This is a genomic window from Methanofollis formosanus, from assembly GCF_019633745.1.
Lineage (GTDB): Archaea > Halobacteriota > Methanomicrobia > Methanomicrobiales > Methanofollaceae > Methanofollis > Methanofollis formosanus.
Genome location: NZ_CP037968.1, coordinates 1,205,297 through 1,222,792 on the forward strand (window position 1 = coordinate 1,205,297; position 17,496 = coordinate 1,222,792).

Genomic DNA, 17,496 nt, shown 5'->3' on the forward strand with positions numbered 1-17,496 from the left:
TCCGCACTGCGGTTCACCACACGGCCCCGAGGACCATCCCCGCGGCGTACACCGTCATCGCCAGGTGAAAGAGGGGGAGCACCCGCATCGCCGCCTCCGGCGTCCTTTTCCTGAGGATGACGAAGTTCGCAACGAGGAGCATGACAAACCCGACGAGCAGTCCGGCCCGCGCCGTCGGGCCGAGCACTCCGGCGAAGAGGAGGGCCGCAACGCCGTGGAGCGCGGTGAACCCGGCGATCCAGAGAACCCCTGCACGCATCCCGTACAGCAGCGGGACCGTCCGCATCCCCCTGGCCCGGTCGTTCTCCACGTCGACGAGGTCGTTTGCGCCGAGGTGGGCGAGGGCGTAGGGGTAGAAGAAGAGGAAGTAGAGGAGGGCGGTGAGGTCCGGCGTCCCCGCGACGAGGTAGCCCGCGACCGGGAAGAGGGCGAAGTCGGTCCGCCCGACGACCTGGGCAATCGGGAACGTCTGGTCCCGCTTCTTCACCTGGTAGAAGACCTCGACGGCGTAGCTGTATCCCATGATCGCGGCCACCCAGAGGGAGTGGGGGTAGGGCAGGGTGGCGATGAGGGCGAGCGCGAGAAGAGCAAGGATGAGGAAGAGGCCGAGGGCGTGCGTCGCGGGGATCTCTCCTTCGGCAAGGGGGCGTGTCCCGAAGAGCCGCCAGTACCGGGTCAGTCGTCCTTCGACGTCCCGCGTGTCGCGTTCGCGGTCCACGTAGTCGTTGAGCACCATCCCGGCCTCGAAGCCGAAGAGGCCGATGAGGGCGGCGGTGACGACGAGGGGCCAGGAGAAGTTTTGGTAGGTGCCGAAGGCGAGGACGAGGCCTGAGCAGAAGAGGAGCGGCCAGGCGAAGGCGAAGTGGATGCGCAGGAGGTCGGCGTAGGCGCGGAGGGTCATGGGGGGTTCCTCCGGTGGGGTTCTCGGGTGACGGATATTTTTTGGATGGGTGTTTTCATAGGGCCTCGGGTTGGGGGTGCATCTGTGCTTCTGGTTTTTATTGTCTTGGGGGTGAACGTGGGGGGTAGCCTAAGGGCCTCACCTTCACCGTGGAGATGGGGGAAGGCGGACGGTATGATCTCCTCGGGAACTTCAGGGATCATCACTCCTCTGAGGGAGAGAATATAAATGAAGAGCATGGGAGACGAAAGAGAAGGGAAAATAGAAAGAGAGAAGAAGATCGCCTTCTGGTAGTAGAGACTGAAGAGGCGGTCGTTCTTCCCCACCGGGATGCTGAGGATTGCTTTGCCCTCCTTGTAATTACCTACTTCACATTTTCAAGGGATTTTTTCGGTGCTTGTGCTTTTTATGGCATAAAAGAGGAAGGTGATAAGGTTTCTGTGGTGAGGTGAAAGTGAAGAGGGAGAAATCCTGCAGCAATAAACTACCGGGACATATCACTAAAACAATAATAATCTCGATTTAAACTCAATCCCCTCCCTGAAACCCCTCAAACTTGCTGAATGCGAGTACTCGTCTATTTCCGTTTATTAAATGAATTTCTGGAGGCAACCCCGCACCTGAGCGAAATTCCTGAGGAATCTTAGGGCACAGGTCTTTGAAATCGCATTTATCACATTTATCAGGATGGGGACGCATAGGATAATCACCATCGAGAATTCCCTTAACAGCCCATTCTACATTCATGACAGCCGCGTCGATCGCGTCTTGAAATATTGGAACCTCCATGCGCTTATCGTCTTTCAAAAGATGTACAGAGCCGGTACGGGCATTTTCTCCCAATACATCCCGTGCCGCTTTGGCATACAACTGCACCTGGAGAGCCAATTCCGTCCACTCTAATTCTTCATTGGCAAAAGGATCGTCTTTTCCTTCCATTGCTTTGAAATCGATTACTTCCGCTCCGATAATAGTCCCAGTAGGATCTTCTTTTAATAACAGATCGATTGAGCCGGAAATGACACACCCCTCTGCGGGAATTTCAAAACGGGCTTCCACCTGCCTACTTGTTTGAAAGTCCTTACCGTTATTCTCAACATAATTTTGCGCAATTTTCACAGTTGCATTTTCAGCGTTTTCGTAAGGCCCTGGTTTGAGTACAGGATCACCACTTCTCGGTACATGCTGTAGATGGAAGGTATTTTTTACCATTGATTCGGCGTCTTCCGATGTGGGTATGCCATCAGTAAATTCAGTATGAAGCTTTTGAATACAGGTATGTACTGTTTGACCAAAACCGAACATTTCTGGAATTGCGGGCGTGAAACCGAATCCTTTTCTGAAACGATAGTCCATAGGGCAATGGAGATAATAACGAATTTCTGAAAAACTTGTGGGAAGAACCGCTTCATCTATTTTTTGTTTTTGCGGATATGAAATCAGTCCCTTTGGCATCTGGGTTGGATCATGTGATATCTCATCGTGTTTTAGCCTTAATGCATATTTAGAGAGTTTTCTTTCACTTTTTCCGCCAGGTAACTTTTTAGCGCCGGTAACGTAGAGATATCTTTCAGCGCGGGTGAGTGCGGTGTAGAATAGTCTGGCTTCTTCATCGTAATTCCTCTGATATGCCCCTCGGTTTAAGGCGTTTTTAATTATGGCCTCAGGTAACCATCCCTGATATTTTTTCTTATTTCCTGGGAAACGTTGTGCTTCAGCATCGACTAAGAAAACCACAGGGTATTCTAGACCTTTTACTTTATGAACCGTAGAAACCGCAACGGTATTAGGCCTTCGGACGATGTCGTCTGTCGAAACGTCGTAACCGGTCTCAGCGGCGTTGTCCAAAAAATTGAGAATCGATTGGAATCGATCAGGAGAATCGACACTCACATACACGGCTTCGATGTCCTGGATCATTTTGCTGAACAAACCAATATCCCTCATGATTTCGTCACTGAAATTCGACTCAGCGATTCCAAATGCTCCGAGGAGTTCAAATACCAAATTTTGTGGATATATCCTCTGACGTGTTCCTTCAAGAGGTGTATGAATCTGACGTCCCCATTCTGTAAGTACCTTTACGACAGATTCGAAATCAGCATGAGGGTAGGCCAGCAATATGCTGTTATCAAAGTAAGTCCTTACGTCTGAACGATTGGGAGAACCATCTCTAAGGAGTCTGAAGGTTTCCCTAAGAACATTCACTTGAGGACGTTCGAACGGGCCTCCTCCGGCCTCTAAACTATACTGAATTTGATGCTCCTTGAGTGCCTGAGTGAATGCAGAGTGACGAGGAGATTTGTCATTTTCAAGTTCTCGTGTTGATCTCATCAAAATGGCAAAATCAGAAAAAGTTAGTCCTCTCACTTCCCCATCCGGTTCTTCATATGCGGTTCCGAGTAGGCTGTTTATTCGTTCTGCAACCCATGTGGCCTCACTTTTTCTGTCGCTGAAACCAATAACTCGGATATCACTCGGAGTTATGTTATGTGCTGCATGTGGCATTTTATCGATTCTACTCGGGCCGAGCTCGGCAGAGATAAACGCGTTGGAAACTTCGACAATTGATGAGGTGCTTCTGAAATTTTCCGAGAGTGTGTGTTCTGAAGCTTCAGAAAATCGATCTTGAAAATTTATGATATTACTAACATCGGCACCTCTCCAGCCATAAATAGCCTGATCGTCGTCTCCAACGACGAATAATGTTTCAGAGAGACGATGCAAATGACGGATTAAATATTCTTGACTGGGAGAAACATCCTGGTATTCATCTACCATGAGATGTTTAAGTTGATCCACTGCAGAGAGAGCATTAGGGTTTCCATCATCAAATGCATCGACTACCTTTCGTATCATGAGGGAGAAATCGAGATATTGATCTCTTTGAAGACACCTGCTTAGCCTATTTAATGATGCCCCCAATTCCGGATCATGCTCTTCGACCTCTTCTATTTTGATCATTTCATCGTTTACGACTTTCCATGAATTTGAAACCTGCTTTATCGTTTCAAAATATCTATTTCTACAAGCCCGAGAACGAAGATCCTTAAGACCCAACTCAAGATACCTGGACATAAGATATAATATCAACCGATTGTCATCCAGAACCTCGTATTGTCGATAAACGGGATCTATCCGCCCAAGGATATACTGACAATAACTATGAATTGTCCCAATATACATGGCGCCCATAACATCGGTACTGATGCCGACGTCCATAAGTGCCTTAGCGACTCTTCTTTTTATGGTTTCAGCGGCTTTGTCTGTAAATGTGAATGCAACAATGCTTTCCGGCTTTTCCCCTTCTGAAAGCAATCGTGCGATCCTATATGCAAGAGTGCGGGATTTACCGGAACCGGCACACGCCAAACAGATGACCTCTTTTGTCGTGTCTTCCGCTGCTGCTTTTTGTTCAGGGGTCAAATTATTTTTTAGTACTTCATTTATGTCCATTCCCTTCACCAACATTAATGACGGCAGGATTATCTTATCAAACCGATATCTTGTATTGAAAATGAATAGTAATATACTAAATAGGTATCTCTCTTATTTCTAGTGCCCATATCAATTTCAAAAACATTATAGGGGTATTTTTGATATAAATTGTAAATAAGAGCCCTATATTGATAAAGAAAATTTTATAGACGATAAAAAGGCATTTTATAGTTTATTATACAATATACAAATATCAATAATCATTCCGTCCAATACGATCCTCCAATAAAAAGTTAGTAATTTTTTCTTTTAGTTTCTCTTCGTCCCGGATTTCACATGTCCAAATTATAAGTGAGGTCCATCCAAGAGATCTCAGATCCTGAAATGCCTTTTGATCCCGTAAAATATTTTTTTCGATTTTTTCTTGCCAGAATTTTCTATTGGTCTGCGGAAGTTTCGCCCGAGAACATCCTTCATGTCCATGCCAAAAACAACCGTGGACAAAAATAACCTTCTTATATTTCGTTAAAACGATGTCCGGTGTGCCGGGAAGATCTTTTCGGTGCAGCCTATACCCATACCCCATCGAACGAAGGATTCTGCGAACGATAAGTTCCGGTTGTGTGTCCTTGCTTTTCACAGAGGACATGATTTCGCTACGTTTTTTCTTATCGAATATATCGGTCATTATAGGAGTTTCTTGACATATTTCGCAGCCGCCTCTGCAAACTTCGGCGGTAAAGCGTTACCGATCATTACCGCGTTCAAGGTCAACCCGTACTCCGGATTAAATTTATAATTTTTCGGAAATGTCTGAAGGAGGGATGCCTCATAGATTGAGATGGGTCGGTTTTGTTCAGGATGAATGAATCGGCCCTTACTCGGATTAAAGCAGCCGCACGTAATGGTCGGAGATATATTATCCCAAGACATTCTGCCGTATACATCCTTGAATCCCTTACTTTTCGAATTTCGATGACACGGCAACACAAGATCGTCGGGCAACTCAGATCTGCTCCCGCCGTCTTTGGGTATTGCTGCAATTCTTCTTCTCACCACTTCACCCGATTTTAAAATTAATTTATGAATAGGATTTTCACTATCTTCGGGAAGAGGAAGGCGTCCGATTGCGTCTCTTACCGTACGCTGCGGAACCTTCTTTATATCATCAACATTCGGAGATTTTCCGGTTCTTGTAGCGATTAATACCAGACGTTTTCTTCGCTGCGGAACACCGTAATTTTCCAAGCGCAAGACAGCACGGCTTATTTTATATCCCATTTTTTCCAATTTTTTACGGAGTTCTTCAAATCTGGTATCTCGCTCCAAACCCGGAACATTTTCCATCATCACGGTTTTCGGGTAAAGAGCTTCAACAATTGAAGCGTAATTGTTCACAAGATCATTTCGATCGTCGGGTTTCGCTTCAGGTTGATTCAATCTTCTTATTCTTGAAAAACCTTGGCAGGGCGGACAACCGGCCAGGAGATCGAGATCTCCCCGCTTCAATCCGAAAGGCTCAATGAGTTTGTTATAATCCAAATCTCGGATGTCCTCATCATACATCTTGACTTTGGGGTGATTGTCTTTGTAAGTTTGAGCGATTTTTTTATCGACCTCGACCGCGGCGACAACATTGAATCCTGCTTTTTTGAGGCCGAGGGTCATCCCTCCACATCCGGAAAAGAGGTCAACGGCAATCGGTTGCTTTTTCATATATCAATCATTTATTACGTTCCGTACCGGTATAAGGTTGCCGGCTAAATCCCTCTCGATTCATAAGGACATCCTATACCTACACAACGGAAACACCTGATCCAACTGCCTTCACCGTGCGTACTTCTGCCCGGTTTTTCCGATAATGTCGAATAATCTCAACGCTTGGTAGTTTCCTGTAATATTGACAAAAACCGAGAAAGACACTCTCTGAAACAGGAATCAGACCAACATGACCAGGAGGAATGATCCCCCCCATCTCAATTCAGGGCTGGCACACCAGCGGTGTCGTGGCAGTTGAAGCGGCCCGACTATATTCAGGTTCGATTGATGTTTTTAAAATATAATCATACGTCGGAGCTTCCGAGACCGCGTATTCTATCCTCCTTAGATCTATGGGCGGAACCCCGATCAAGGATTGCTCGCGTCCTCGCAATCTCAACTTTCTTGCTTTGAAATTCCCCAGAGGTGACGTCCCCGCTAAGCACGCCCTCATAGTGGGTGTAAAATGTCCTTGCTCTTTTGAACATCTTACTCCATTCTAAAGCCTCAAAATCGTCTGCGCTTTTCATCTCTTCCCACTTGCTTTGAGGGATATTGACATTCCCACCATAGACCAGAACGCGTCGACAAGGCTCCCTCGCCTTCATCAACTCCACTTGGTACTGTTCCAAGCGCTGTATTTCGTTGAACTCAACCGCATGTCCCGGCCGCTTCAGTTCAATGATAATCAGATCGTCGCTATTCTTATCGAAAGCAAGGAAGTCGACCCTTTTGCTTTCCATATCCTCCGGACAGTCTGTCTTACCCCACTCGCGGAGCGTATTGCCGATAGACTTTTCTTCCACATAAACCTGCCATTCCGGATTAAAGATCCACGGATATTCTGCCAGCAAGTCGTGAAGATTGTCATCAGTCCTACTCGATGCCGTTTCAGGGGAATTTCCAACAATCATCCGCTCCAATTTGGTTATAATGCTTAATCGGCCTTTAATGATCTCAAGGATAGCCCGACTTTCTAATACCTTCCAATCATACAGGCGACCCAACAACTCCTCAAGTTTCTCCGGATCCTGACCTACTTGTTCGATATCGTCAATCACATCATGGAATGCACGGAATTCGTATGCACGGATCAACGAATTCGCGAGATCTTTCGTACGACCATCCTGTTCCTCCGATTTTTCCCCCAAAACCTTCAGGAATTTACTAATCTCCTTACGTGTGCTTGGATCAAGCAGAGACAACCGTTCAGTAAATTCCGGTTCATTCATAATCCAATTCTCAAGTAAACCCCCACGCATTTCTGCACACTCACGCAGCACCTTTCGAACAAGTTCTTCTCCCCACATATGGAGTTCTTTGAGTTCTTCCTTTTCCCAATCCAACTCCTGTCTATCCGTTGAAATAACGTCTGAATCATTATCAGTTCCTGAATCGGTGAAATCCGCAATTATTTCACCGGTTACGTATCTTGTGGAGTGCTGAGCCGATGCGGTCGACTCCACATTGAAGAAAAACGGCGGAACTTGTGCCGTCCGTTCGTTCGCATAGATAACAAAACCCTGGAGTTCCTTAGATCGCAACGGTTTGTTTGCAAAGCGATAGCGATATTGAACAATATTCCCATCAGAAAGTTTTTTAGTTTCATATTCACCATTTTCCGGAAAAACATACATAGTGTCGATATTCGGCTCTACTAACGGCTCTTCGTTGATCAGGATAGTCATTTCTCCACGAGTGGTCCGAGAGAAGCGTCTGGCGAGCGTTTCTTTGAGAGTGGAGATCTCGATTGGCGTTTTATGCCGCAAATCCGACAACTCAATTCGAGTACCGGATGTGGGCCACCCCTCTTGTTTATCCACCTCATATCGATCGAACTTTATTTCTCGGGCCTGACCTGCATCAATCCTAAGTTGGTTTAGAGCCATGGAGAACTGAATAGCCTTTTCCATGACTCCTGTCCACGTTGTCACGGTAACTTTTTCGGCTAAGCCGAAACCGGCAAGTTTGCCGATCCCCTTCCGCCCCATTACCTTTCGGCCGTTCTTTTCTCCACCATCTTCAGCGCGGCGGTTGCGTCCTACAACAAGATACCGACCCTGAACTGCATCAGCATCCATTCCCTCGCCGTCGTCAATAATCGTAATTACGCTTCCAACGGCGTTATACTGATCCGCTTCTGGAATGGTTATCCACACGGAATTCGCTTCTGCGTCCCAGCAATTGGCCACAAGTTCTGCAATTGCGGGGGCACGATGCTTGTACATCTGTGTACCGAGATGCTCGATGGTTCGTCCAAGGATCGTCATCGTGAAGTAATCGCCATCCACCATTGGCCAGATCTCCCTTTGTTGATAGTCCTTTCATAAATAAAAAGCACTATCGAATGTAGATTTTATACAGAATATTGCCTTCTAGGAGATTAAAACAAGACTATTGCCAGATACAAGTTATTTTTGCGAGACGTATTATCAATATATAATCTTTGAGTGAATGGTCATCAATAAGAGGGAAAATCCTATCTCCTCTCAGGCAACTCGCCTTCTGCAGTTAATCAAGCCGATGCTGTCCATCTTCCCCCCGTCCCACCCCAAACCTCACACACCCCTCCTCATCCCCCACTCCATCACGCACAAACCCGCACTTCTCCAGCACCCGCACCGAAGCACCATTCCCCGCTTCCGCCTGCGCCGTCACCCGCACCACCTCAGGACACCCGAACGCCCACTCCACCAGGGCGGCCACCGCCTCGGTCGCATACCCGCACCCCCGGTACGCCGGGAGGACGGCATACCCGATCTCCGCCTCGCCGTCAGGCGACGGCCGCCCCACAAACCCGCACGAACCGACGAGCACCCCCTCAGCGGAGATCACGTACCACAGATTCCAGCCCACGCTCTCCGGGTCATTCTTCAGCCAGGAGAGGAAGAGCGGGAGGGCATCGGGGAGCGTCTCGGGCGGCCAGTCGTCGGGGACGGCGGCGCCCAGCAGACCGGCAAGCGTTGCGGCGTCGGCATCGACGTCGGCGACGAGGTGCGCCGCCGTCGCCGGGACCAGACGAAGACGGGCGGTCTCGAACGCCTCAGTCACTCCATCCCTCGGCCCGCAACCGCTCCTTCGCACGCCCGACATACCCCTCGTCCGAGTCCACGCAGACAAAGCGCCTCTCCGCCTGCAACGCCGCGAGTCCCGTGCTCCCCGCGCCGGCGAAGGGATCGAGGACCACGTCGTCTTTGAAGGTGTAGAGCTGGATGCAGCGGAACGGCAACTCGACCGGGAACGGTGCGGGGTGGCCCACCTTCTTTGCCGAGACCGTCGGGAAGGTCCAGATGCTCTTGGTCCACTCGAGGAACTGCTCTTTCGTGATCGTGTCCTCGTGCTCGCCCTTCTTGCGGGAGTATGTCCCCTTCGAGAAGACCAGAATATACTCGTGGACATCGCGCAGCGTCGGGTTCGAGGCCGAACACCAGCTCCCCCACGCCGTCGAGATCCCGGCCCCGGTCGCCTTGTTCCAGATCACCTCGCCGCGCATCAGGAAGCCCAGGTCGTGCATCAACGAGATGATATAACTGTGGTACGGGATGTAGGGCTTTCTCCCGACATTGGCCACATTCACGCAGGCCCGGCCGCCCGGCACGAGCACGCGGTAGACCTCCGCGAAGACCGTGCGCAGGAGAGCGAGGTACTCCTCGAGGTCCAGGTCGTCGTCGTACGTCTTGCCGACATTGTACGGCGGCGACGTGACCATCAGGTGGACGCTGTCGTCCGGGAGAAAGGAGAGGTCTCTGCTGTCCCGGCAGAGCACCTCATCCAGGCACTCCTCCGGCACCCTGTTCTCACCGGCCCCGCTCTGACCCCCGGCTCCGGCGGCACTATAGATCCGCCGGCCGTAGAAGGCGCTGGCGTTATGACATTCCCGTTTCGAGACCCCGAACTCACTGGTCTCCGACTTCTTTCTCGCGAAGGTGACGCGCTGCCTGCACGTCGGGCAGGTGGTGGAGTACTTCGCCTTCCCGCCGTATTCCCAGGAGAAACCGCATGCCGGACAGGTGAGATGCATCGATCACATCTTGGCTCCATCCCGTAATAGGAGTGCCGAAACGCCCCCGACAGATCCCGACACCACGGTGAACCGTCGGCCCCGATTTATAAAAAAATATATATGGGGGAGGCGCCTCCATACCCCCGGAGGAACCATGCCAAAAGGGAAATTTGAGGTTTACCGGGACAAAGGAGGCGAATACAGGTTCAGACTGAAGGCCTCGAACGGCCAGGTCATCGCCACCAGCCAGGGCTACAAGTCGAGGGAGTCCTGCATGAAGGGGATTGACAGCGTCAGGAACAATGCCCCGAATGCCGAGATCATCGAACTGAGCGAGTGACTCTTTTAAAAAAAGATTATTTTTTGACCTTGCAGAAGAAGCGGTCCATGATCTCGGGCGCCCGGTCCTTGAGCCCGAAGCCGACGATGATCGCGATGGCGGCACCGACGCCGAGCCCCACGCCCCATGCCAGCGGCCCGATGAAGATATAGATGATCGTCAGGTCGAAGGCGAGTTGCGTCAGCGCGAGGATGATCACGACGAAGTACAGGAAGAGCCTGACCAGCAGGATCATCGGACCGATCAGGGAGATCTCCATATTCTCTCCGTAGCGCTCCATCCAGTCCGCGAAGAAGTCGATGAGGATGATGCCGACCACCAGGATCAGGATAAAGGCCACGACATTCGGGATGTACGCGACGATGGCGGCCATCATCTGCGAGAGCGACTCGATCTGAAGGACATTCGTTGCCGCCATGATGGCGATGAGGTAGATGAAGATTCTCACTAGGATATCGAAGAGATGCACGATCGACAACCCGCTCTTCTCGATCGCGGCCCCGGGTTCCGTCTTCCTGAGGACGTCGTCCACCCCGATCTTATCGAGGAAGACCGAGACCGCCTTGCCAAGCACCCGCCCGAGGATCCACCCGACGATCAGGATGATGATGGCGGCGACGATGTTCGGCAGGAAGATCACCACTCCGCCGACCATCTCAGAGATCTGAGACATGATATCAACCATAAGACATCAGGCCCAAATTATAATATTGTCATATATAATTTGCCCCGGCACCGGATCGTCATCATCCCCGCAAAATCACGGCCTGAATGCCCGGCCCCGTTCAGCCGGCGATCTCCGAGAGAGGATCGTTCGGGAACGATTCCGAAAATCTATACGAAACACGGCTCTGGAGAATTCGGCACGAACCCCTGGTTCAAGCATACGCGGTTGAATATTGTTCTGAGCTTCGCTTCGGCATGCGGATGGATCCCTCTCACTCGCCGCCCCCGCCTATCTTCGTCGTGGGGGGTCCAGGGGGTGCAACCCCCCGGCGCGAGACGGCGATAAAGATTCTACGATGAGGGCGGCACATCGGATCATCACGCCTTCCCGTACCATACGCACCGGGGGCGTGCCGGAGCGCGAGAGAGACGAGACCTCATCCCATCCCGATCTCGATGACCGTCGGGTACTTCCGCATCATCGCATAGACGATCGCGTTCGAGACCCAGAGTTTGCCTTCCCGCATCTCGCGCATCTCGCTCAGTTCGCCGAGTGCCTGCAGGGCCCTGAACGCGGTCTCGTCCCTGAGATAATAACTGTCCGTGACGTCGAGGGTGGAATAGAAGGTGATCGGGATCATGAGGCGGTGATGGACCTTCTCGGGCAGACGTTCGCCGAGTGTCCGGATCACCTCCCGGTCGAAGACATGCTCCTTCCCCCCTTTCGTCACCGCAGAGGGGGACGGTTCGGTGAGCAGTCGGGCAAGGGACTTCTTCTCTGCCACCAGCCCGTCTTTGATCCTGCCGACCTCCAGGGAGATCCATTTTTTGAGGACTGATTCCTCACCGAGGTTGGGGCGGTACGACATCTGATCCGCGGATAGGAGTGTGGAGATATATACCTTTGCCCGGGCGGGGGGTGGGACCGCGGGAAAAAAGCAACATCGATCCGAAAACCCTTACTCTAGCGTTTCACCCACAGATAGACCGATATCGCGACGATCAGGGCGCCGATGCCCAGGCCGAAGTGGAGGATCGAGGCCTCGTCCCGCCAGGTCACGGCCTCGCCGAGGAAGAGGACGGCCAGGGCGATGACGACGACCCCCAGGAGTTTGGTCTTGAGGTCATCGAGGGTGCGGATCTCCACCCACCCGGGGAGGGGCGCTCTCGCGATGAAGAGTTCGTACAGCCCGAGGGAGATGACGTAGAAGACCGTGGCCACCAGGAAGGTGTCGATGACCTTGATGGAGGTGGAGAGGATCTCGACCAGCACGTCGGCACCGGCGCTCCATGCGACGAACATCTCGACGATCGTGATGAGAGAGAGAAAAAAGCCGGAGATAAAGAGGGTGACGGCGGTCAGCGCCGAACCGACCACCGCCAGCGTGAAGAGCGCTTTGCTGGACGAGGCGATGACCCGGACGCACCACTCCGATGAGGCGCTTCCCTGCCGGTTGTTTGTCGAGCGCTCTTCTCCGACCGGGTTATCATCCTCCTGTCCACCCATTGTCTTCCCCCGCGGAGGGGCATAGGGCCGGGAGGATATAAAACTCATCGCGTGATGAGAGACGAGACGATCAACGACATGAAAAACACCTTGCCTCATATGGAGCGCTTCTCCCCGATCCTTGCTGCATGCCAACATGTCGACCTCCCATCGGAATCGAGATCCCATCAGAAAAATGGCCGTGTAATCCTTACTAACCTCGATTAAATCAAAATAAACGAACTATCATAGGAATAAGGATCAATCCACACTGAAAATAGATGTTCTGCTCTAAAGAACCTCTCCAGATCGATCAAGGTTAATTCTCATAAAAGGGAGCGCCCATGTAGAACTTTATTTTTCTGCCAAGGCAGGTCTGGAGGGTGGCAACCACTTCCTAGTCAGGGGTTTGCTATCACCATATCTCAAAACTATGTATATTCTTTAAATGAGTTTTCAATTTGTCTATCCGCTCTTCATTCGCAGACATGAGAGAGTTTTGGGATAGCCTCTATGAGACTCAGTCATTTCTTCAGATCTTTTTTATACAAAAGTAAACAAAATATTTGTACCCAACTTTTGGACCATAAATACTCCATAAAAGATGGTTTGACTTAAACTGGGGAATCGAACCCTTTTCTTTTAGTATATTCTCATAGTTCAACATACGTTGATCTGAAGCATCTAGAACCTCAAAATATCGACGTTCTCCATCCTTAATCTCTTCACTTTTAAAAATTTGATACTTTTTCTTAATTTCTCCCTCCAGTTTTACTTTAATTTGTAAATATTCGGTTTTTTGATTGATTCTAAGTCCGATATACTCAGTTTTACCATCAAATCCTTTTGCATATGCAGTAGTATCATATTGAATATTGAGATTACAGACACCTTTTGGTTCAATTTCAACTGGAACCCGATATTTACAAGCCACACCCTTAAATGATTCATCACCATTTTTTTCATTAATTGTTTTATGAACATTAAGTTCATATCCCGCATCCTTCTCTGAAAGATTTAGCCTCTCACCATTAATTGATATTTTACAATCTGTCACATTGGGTGCGTGTTGATCAGACATAATCTCAATGAGATATTGTTTATATTTCGCATTCATATGATTCTCAATATCATGAACGCTTTCCACCTTACCGATCTGACGGCCAGGTGAAATCTCACCGAAAGTCACAGTTTTAGAAATAGTATGCAAAGTAATGTCCATAAAAGAATATCTCTCAGCAAATTTATTGATGGAATCCAACAGATCTGCGGAGTATAACATACACGATATAAATAACGATGCAACTAATACTGCAATAAGAAATTCTACAAACAAAACAGAATCATTAGGGAATAGATAAGCACCTACTGCAGTTAGCGAGACTGAAATTATGATAACAACAAAATAACTTACAAAACGCTTAAATAAATTCCAAAGGCGCACCCTGCGAGGACCAAACATAAATTAGAATTAATTTATGAGCATTATAAAACTACCTAATTTGCATCCTCTTCGCCAAACACAACTCTCACCATCTGTTGTTGCCAACTATCAACACTATACATTTCGTGCTTAAATTAGTTTTGATCTCTGGTGGCAAGAAGATATAATTTAATTTATCGATAAAAAACCACCCACACAGCTAATTATGCCTACAACACGTATAATCAAATTCACAGTTTCCATATTAAGGGTTCTGTAGAATTGGGCATGAAACTTTGGTTCAAGCGATGAAAGTTGTTCAGAGGGCCCTTATCATCGCGACAGCGCACTCGGAGGACATTGCTCAATTGCCACCCCAGCCTATCCTCACTGTGGGGGTTTCCGGGAGAACGACCGGAGGGAGCCGAGAAAATCTCTGATTATCGAGTCGGCCCCCCGGCGCGAGATAGCGGCGAAGAGTCTGCGATGAGAGTGGCCAATCGTTCTGAAAGTGTTTCTTTCTTCTCCGTATCATGTCCATACAAGAGAGCGATGTGTTCAAATCTTCATTCACCACTACAGAGACGATCTTCGGGATCATTTTCATTGAGGTCATCCCAAAACTCTCTGAAGTTTGAACACTCACTCGAATTGAAGCACTTCCTTCCAGGGATTCTAAACATATCTCTTCCGCCGGGAGGCGAATGCCCCCGGATCTCCCACGGATGAAAATTGGCGGGGGACTGCAACCCCTCTTCATGATCTTCTCCTCGCCTTCCCCCCCAATCGCCATCCCAGGGGTCCGCTATGAGTCTACCTGTAAGTAATATCAATTTCTGTGAAAAGAACCATAAATCAAAGAAAGGGCTTTGAACCCTCGATAGAAAAGAGCCGCTGGAGGGATTCGAACCCTCGGCCTGCTGATTACGAATCAGCCGCTATACCACTAAGCCACAGCGGCGCGTCACCTCTACAGGTGCTTTACAATGTTGGCGCCGCTGAATAATAAAGGTACGCGTCGCCCCCTCAGTCCGTCGGCCTCTCTCCCTGCCTCCCGGCAGGGAGGAGAAGAAAGAGCGCGACGAGGGCCGCCCCCACGAAAGCCGGGACAAAAAGACTCTCGCGGAGCAGATAGCCGGTCCAGAACCCGAAGATCAGCACCGCACTCGCGGCCACCGACGGCGGGGGCATGCTCCCGCCGGCACCGCGGTGAAAGACCCAGGCATAGAAGACGCCGGTGATCGCCCAGCCGACGAAGTTCACCGTCGGGATCCCGTAGTAGACCCCCGAGTTCCCCCAGGCCCAGAACCCGGCGCTGACCGCCGCCGGGTCGAGGACGAGATCGGCGGCGACGAGGAGGAGGGCGCTTGCCGGGAGAAAACGGCGAAGAGTCGGTCCGACACAGATGCCTGCCGCCGTGACAGCGCCCAGGAAGACCGGCGGGTAGGCCACCGCCACGGTCCAGGGGACCAGCCCGAAGACCTTCCAGCCCAACGCGTCGGCGTACGCGAAAGAACCGTACGGCACGCCGGTCGCCACCGCCGCCGCCTCGACCAGGAGGGGGAGGACGGTCAGGACGCCGAGGAGCACCGCCCCCCGCCGCCACCCGAGCCAGGCGAGGAGGGCGGCATAGGAGGGGAGGGCCATGAGGACGAGGAAGAACGCCGACGCCGCACCGCTCTCTGCCCCGAAGTCCACCAGGGCGAGTCCAACGAGGCCGAGGAGCAGGGCCCCCAGGGCCGTCGCCGCCCGCCATGCACGAATGTTCATCTCATTTTCTCCTAGATGGCCTTCGAGAGGGTGACGGCCGTAAAGGCCAGGCCCCCGAGGGCCGTGTTGACGAGCGGGAGGTACCAGTACACCGCATCGATGCGCATCCTCCTGGAGAGAAGAAGCGAGAGGGGAACCGCGGGGAAGAGGAGGACCGGCAGAGCGAGGAGCGAGAAACCCGCGAGCGCCATCACCAGGATCGCGAAGCCCGACCAGAAGAGCAGACAGAGAAGAAGCGATGCCCGTTCGCCGAGGTAGACCGCCGTCGTGGTGATCCCGGCAGCCCGGTCGCATTCGATGTCAGGCACCGCCGAGAAGAGGTGCATCGCGGCGATGTGCAGGTAGCCCGCCGCGACGAGGAGGGTGGGCGGGAACGTCCCCGCGGCCAGGAGATACCCGAAGATGCCGGGCATGATATAGAGCATGTTGGAGGAGAAGTCGAGGACCGGCACCTCCTTGAACCTGAGCGGCGGGGCGCTGTAGAAGTAGGAGAGAAAGAGGAAGAGCAGAAAGACGATCTTCTCTTCCAGGGTCTGCGAGACGAGGAGGAGGAGGCTGAGCCCGCCGACAAGGAGGAGGACCGTGCCGAGGTCCCGGCGCTCGGCGTCGACGAGATAATGTTCCTTCTCCCCCTTCTTCCGGTTTAGGCGGTCGGTCTCCCGGTCCCAGCGGTCGTTGACGCCGTAGATGAAGACGTTCGCCGGGAAGAAGAAGTAGATGAGATAGAGGGTGTACGCCGGGAGGAAAAAGGCCGTCCACGAGGCCATCCCCAGGGCGTAGCCGAGCACATAGGTGCCGCCGGTGTAGATCCAGAACCGCGGCCTGGAGACCGAATAGGCAAGGGCGAGGGGAGCGTTCACCCCGTCTCACCCCGGCCCGGCCAGGTGAGGACGAGGGTGTTGGCACAGGCGCGGCCGACCGCTCGCAGGGGCGAGGGCTTGACCTTCCGGCGGTAGACGACGAACGGATCTTTCTGGATCTCCTCGGCCGTCCATCGGTAGAGGTCTGAGGCGGTCTTCACCGGCACCAGGTACCTGAACGGAATGAACGCAAAGCCCGCCTCCCCCTCCTTCTGCCAGCGGAAGTAGCGCTCGACCTGGGCCCTGACAAACGAGGCGAAGGCCTCCGGTGCGGCCGCGGCCGTCTCCGGGTCGAGCGAGGAAAGACCGAAGGCCGCCAGTTCGTCCTGCGGGAAGTAGGTCCGGCCGAGCGTGAGGTCTTCTGCAATGTCCCTGATGAAGTTGATATATTGCATCGCCTTCCCCAGGGCACGGGCGGCCTCGAGCGCGTCCCCGGAGAGTCCCATCACCCGCGCCATCATCAACCCGACCACCTCCGACGATCCGTACAGGTACTCCTCGAGGTCGGCGACCGTTGCATAGGTCGCCGTCCAGAGGTCGGACTCCATCGAGCGGAGAAAGGCCTCCACCCATGCCGGTTCGATCTCCTTGCGCTCCATCAGGTCGACGAAAGCGTCGACGACGAGGTCGCCGCCCGGTTCGCCCTCGAGCGCTCCCAGGTACCGCTCTTTGAACGCGAAATATTCGGCGGTCTGCTGGGGCACGGCGTCGACGAAGTCGTCGGCCGTCCTGACAAACGAGTACAGAAGAAAGACGTCCTCTCTCACCGACCGCGGAAAAAAGAGCGTGCTGTAAAAGTACGTCGTGCTCCCGTGCCTGAAGATCCGGTAATGGGTGGGCGTGACCATGAC

Annotated in this window: 16 protein-coding genes and 1 tRNA gene; 2 read left to right on the forward strand and 15 right to left on the reverse strand. The window is 51.8% G+C overall.

Annotated elements, in window-relative coordinates; genetic code table 11:
• Positions 1–13 precede the first annotated feature (13 nt).
• Positions 14–901 (reverse strand): UbiA family prenyltransferase, encoded by an 888-nt coding sequence (locus E2N92_RS05415; RefSeq protein ID WP_220682670.1) that lies wholly within the window; start codon positions 899–901, stop codon positions 14–16.
• Between the two features lie 155 nt (positions 902–1,056).
• Between E2N92_RS05415 and E2N92_RS05420 the strand changes: the two genes are divergently transcribed.
• A complete protein-coding gene (locus tag E2N92_RS05420; RefSeq protein WP_220682671.1) occupies positions 1,057–1,353 on the forward strand; it encodes a hypothetical protein in 297 nt (98 codons plus the stop codon).
• A 76-nt stretch (positions 1,354–1,429) separates the two neighbouring features.
• Here the strand turns inward: E2N92_RS05420 and E2N92_RS05425 are convergent, their stop codons facing one another.
• From E2N92_RS05425 to E2N92_RS05450, 6 genes are all read right to left on the reverse strand, one after another.
• Positions 1,430–4,357, reverse strand: coding sequence for an ATP-dependent helicase (locus tag E2N92_RS05425; protein WP_220682672.1), 2,928 nt, complete (start codon positions 4,355–4,357; stop codon positions 1,430–1,432).
• Positions 4,358–4,592: 235 nt separating this feature from the next.
• Entirely contained in the window at positions 4,593–5,027 is a 435-nt protein-coding gene (locus E2N92_RS05430; RefSeq protein ID WP_220682673.1) for a very short patch repair endonuclease, read from the reverse strand.
• Positions 5,027–6,055 carry a DNA cytosine methyltransferase gene (locus tag E2N92_RS05435; RefSeq protein ID WP_220682674.1) on the reverse strand — a complete coding sequence of 343 codons (1,029 nt, stop codon included), beginning with the start codon at positions 6,053–6,055 and terminating at the stop codon, positions 5,027–5,029. The genes E2N92_RS05430 and E2N92_RS05435 overlap by 1 nt, the downstream gene beginning before the upstream one ends.
• A 347-nt stretch (positions 6,056–6,402) precedes the next feature.
• Positions 6,403–8,391 (reverse strand): ATP-binding protein, encoded by a 1,989-nt coding sequence (locus E2N92_RS05440; protein WP_220682675.1) that lies wholly within the window; start codon positions 8,389–8,391, stop codon positions 6,403–6,405.
• A 217-nt stretch (positions 8,392–8,608) separates the two neighbouring features.
• Positions 8,609–9,148, reverse strand: coding sequence for a GNAT family N-acetyltransferase (locus E2N92_RS05445; protein WP_220682676.1), 540 nt, complete (start codon positions 9,146–9,148; stop codon positions 8,609–8,611).
• Positions 9,141–10,118 carry a DNA-methyltransferase gene (locus E2N92_RS05450; RefSeq protein ID WP_220682677.1) on the reverse strand — a complete coding sequence of 326 codons (978 nt, stop codon included), beginning with the start codon at positions 10,116–10,118 and terminating at the stop codon, positions 9,141–9,143. Before E2N92_RS05450 ends, E2N92_RS05445 begins: the two co-directional genes overlap by 8 nt.
• A gap of 136 nt (positions 10,119–10,254) precedes the next feature.
• On the opposite strand from E2N92_RS05450, the gene E2N92_RS05455 reads away from it, so the two are divergent.
• Positions 10,255–10,440, forward strand: coding sequence for a YegP family protein (locus tag E2N92_RS05455; RefSeq protein ID WP_220682678.1), 186 nt, complete (start codon positions 10,255–10,257; stop codon positions 10,438–10,440).
• Between the two features lie 16 nt (positions 10,441–10,456).
• On the opposite strand, the gene E2N92_RS05460 is transcribed toward E2N92_RS05455, so the two are convergent.
• From E2N92_RS05460 to E2N92_RS05495, 8 genes are all read right to left on the reverse strand, one after another.
• Positions 10,457–11,125 carry a mechanosensitive ion channel family protein gene (locus tag E2N92_RS05460; protein ID WP_220682679.1) on the reverse strand — a complete coding sequence of 223 codons (669 nt, stop codon included), beginning with the start codon at positions 11,123–11,125 and terminating at the stop codon, positions 10,457–10,459.
• A 418-nt stretch (positions 11,126–11,543) separates the two neighbouring features.
• Positions 11,544–11,975, reverse strand: a complete 432-nt coding sequence (locus E2N92_RS05465) for a DUF61 family protein (RefSeq protein ID WP_220682680.1) — start codon at positions 11,973–11,975, stop codon at positions 11,544–11,546.
• 95 nt (positions 11,976–12,070) lie between these two features.
• Positions 12,071–12,613, reverse strand: a complete 543-nt coding sequence (locus E2N92_RS05470; RefSeq protein ID WP_220682681.1) for a YqhA family protein — start codon at positions 12,611–12,613, stop codon at positions 12,071–12,073.
• Positions 12,614–13,124: 511 nt separating this feature from the next.
• On the reverse strand, positions 13,125–14,054 hold the full coding sequence (locus tag E2N92_RS05475; protein WP_220682682.1) for a hypothetical protein: 930 nt from the start codon (positions 14,052–14,054) through the stop codon (positions 13,125–13,127).
• 850 nt (positions 14,055–14,904) lie between these two features.
• Positions 14,905–14,976 (reverse strand) — tRNA-Thr (locus E2N92_RS05480).
• 65 nt (positions 14,977–15,041) lie between these two features.
• A complete protein-coding gene (locus tag E2N92_RS05485; protein WP_220682683.1) occupies positions 15,042–15,785 on the reverse strand; it encodes a carotenoid biosynthesis protein in 744 nt (247 codons plus the stop codon).
• An 11-nt stretch (positions 15,786–15,796) separates the two neighbouring features.
• Positions 15,797–16,645 (reverse strand): prenyltransferase, encoded by an 849-nt coding sequence (locus tag E2N92_RS05490; protein ID WP_220682684.1) that lies wholly within the window; start codon positions 16,643–16,645, stop codon positions 15,797–15,799.
• Positions 16,642–17,493 carry a phytoene/squalene synthase family protein gene (locus E2N92_RS05495; protein WP_220682685.1) on the reverse strand — a complete coding sequence of 284 codons (852 nt, stop codon included), beginning with the start codon at positions 17,491–17,493 and terminating at the stop codon, positions 16,642–16,644. The genes E2N92_RS05490 and E2N92_RS05495 overlap by 4 nt, the downstream gene beginning before the upstream one ends.
• Between the last annotated feature and the right edge of the window lie 3 nt (positions 17,494–17,496).

Bases quoted from the DNA above. Each gene is read 5' to 3' on its own strand.
- E2N92_RS05415 (WP_220682670.1), bottom strand. From the start codon at position 901: ATGACCCTCCGCGCCTACGCCGACCTCCTGCGCATCCACTTCGCCTTC.
- E2N92_RS05420 (WP_220682671.1), top strand. From the start codon at position 1,057: ATGGGGGAAGGCGGACGGTATGATCTCCTCGGGAACTTCAGGGATCAT.
- E2N92_RS05425 (WP_220682672.1), bottom strand. From the start codon at position 4,357: ATGGACATAAATGAAGTACTAAAAAATAATTTGACCCCTGAACAAAAA.
- E2N92_RS05430 (WP_220682673.1), bottom strand. From the start codon at position 5,027: ATGACCGATATATTCGATAAGAAAAAACGTAGCGAAATCATGTCCTCT.
- E2N92_RS05435 (WP_220682674.1), bottom strand. From the start codon at position 6,055: ATGAAAAAGCAACCGATTGCCGTTGACCTCTTTTCCGGATGTGGAGGG.
- E2N92_RS05440 (WP_220682675.1), bottom strand. From the start codon at position 8,391: ATGGTGGATGGCGATTACTTCACGATGACGATCCTTGGACGAACCATC.
- E2N92_RS05450 (WP_220682677.1), bottom strand. From the start codon at position 10,118: ATGCATCTCACCTGTCCGGCATGCGGTTTCTCCTGGGAATACGGCGGG.
- E2N92_RS05455 (WP_220682678.1), top strand. From the start codon at position 10,255: ATGCCAAAAGGGAAATTTGAGGTTTACCGGGACAAAGGAGGCGAATAC.
- E2N92_RS05460 (WP_220682679.1), bottom strand. From the start codon at position 11,125: ATGGTTGATATCATGTCTCAGATCTCTGAGATGGTCGGCGGAGTGGTG.
- E2N92_RS05465 (WP_220682680.1), bottom strand. From the start codon at position 11,975: ATGTCGTACCGCCCCAACCTCGGTGAGGAATCAGTCCTCAAAAAATGG.
- E2N92_RS05470 (WP_220682681.1), bottom strand. From the start codon at position 12,613: ATGGGTGGACAGGAGGATGATAACCCGGTCGGAGAAGAGCGCTCGACA.
- E2N92_RS05475 (WP_220682682.1), bottom strand. From the start codon at position 14,054: ATGTTTGGTCCTCGCAGGGTGCGCCTTTGGAATTTATTTAAGCGTTTT.
- E2N92_RS05485 (WP_220682683.1), bottom strand. From the start codon at position 15,785: ATGAACATTCGTGCATGGCGGGCGGCGACGGCCCTGGGGGCCCTGCTC.
- E2N92_RS05495 (WP_220682685.1), bottom strand. From the start codon at position 17,493: ATGGTCACGCCCACCCATTACCGGATCTTCAGGCACGGGAGCACGACG.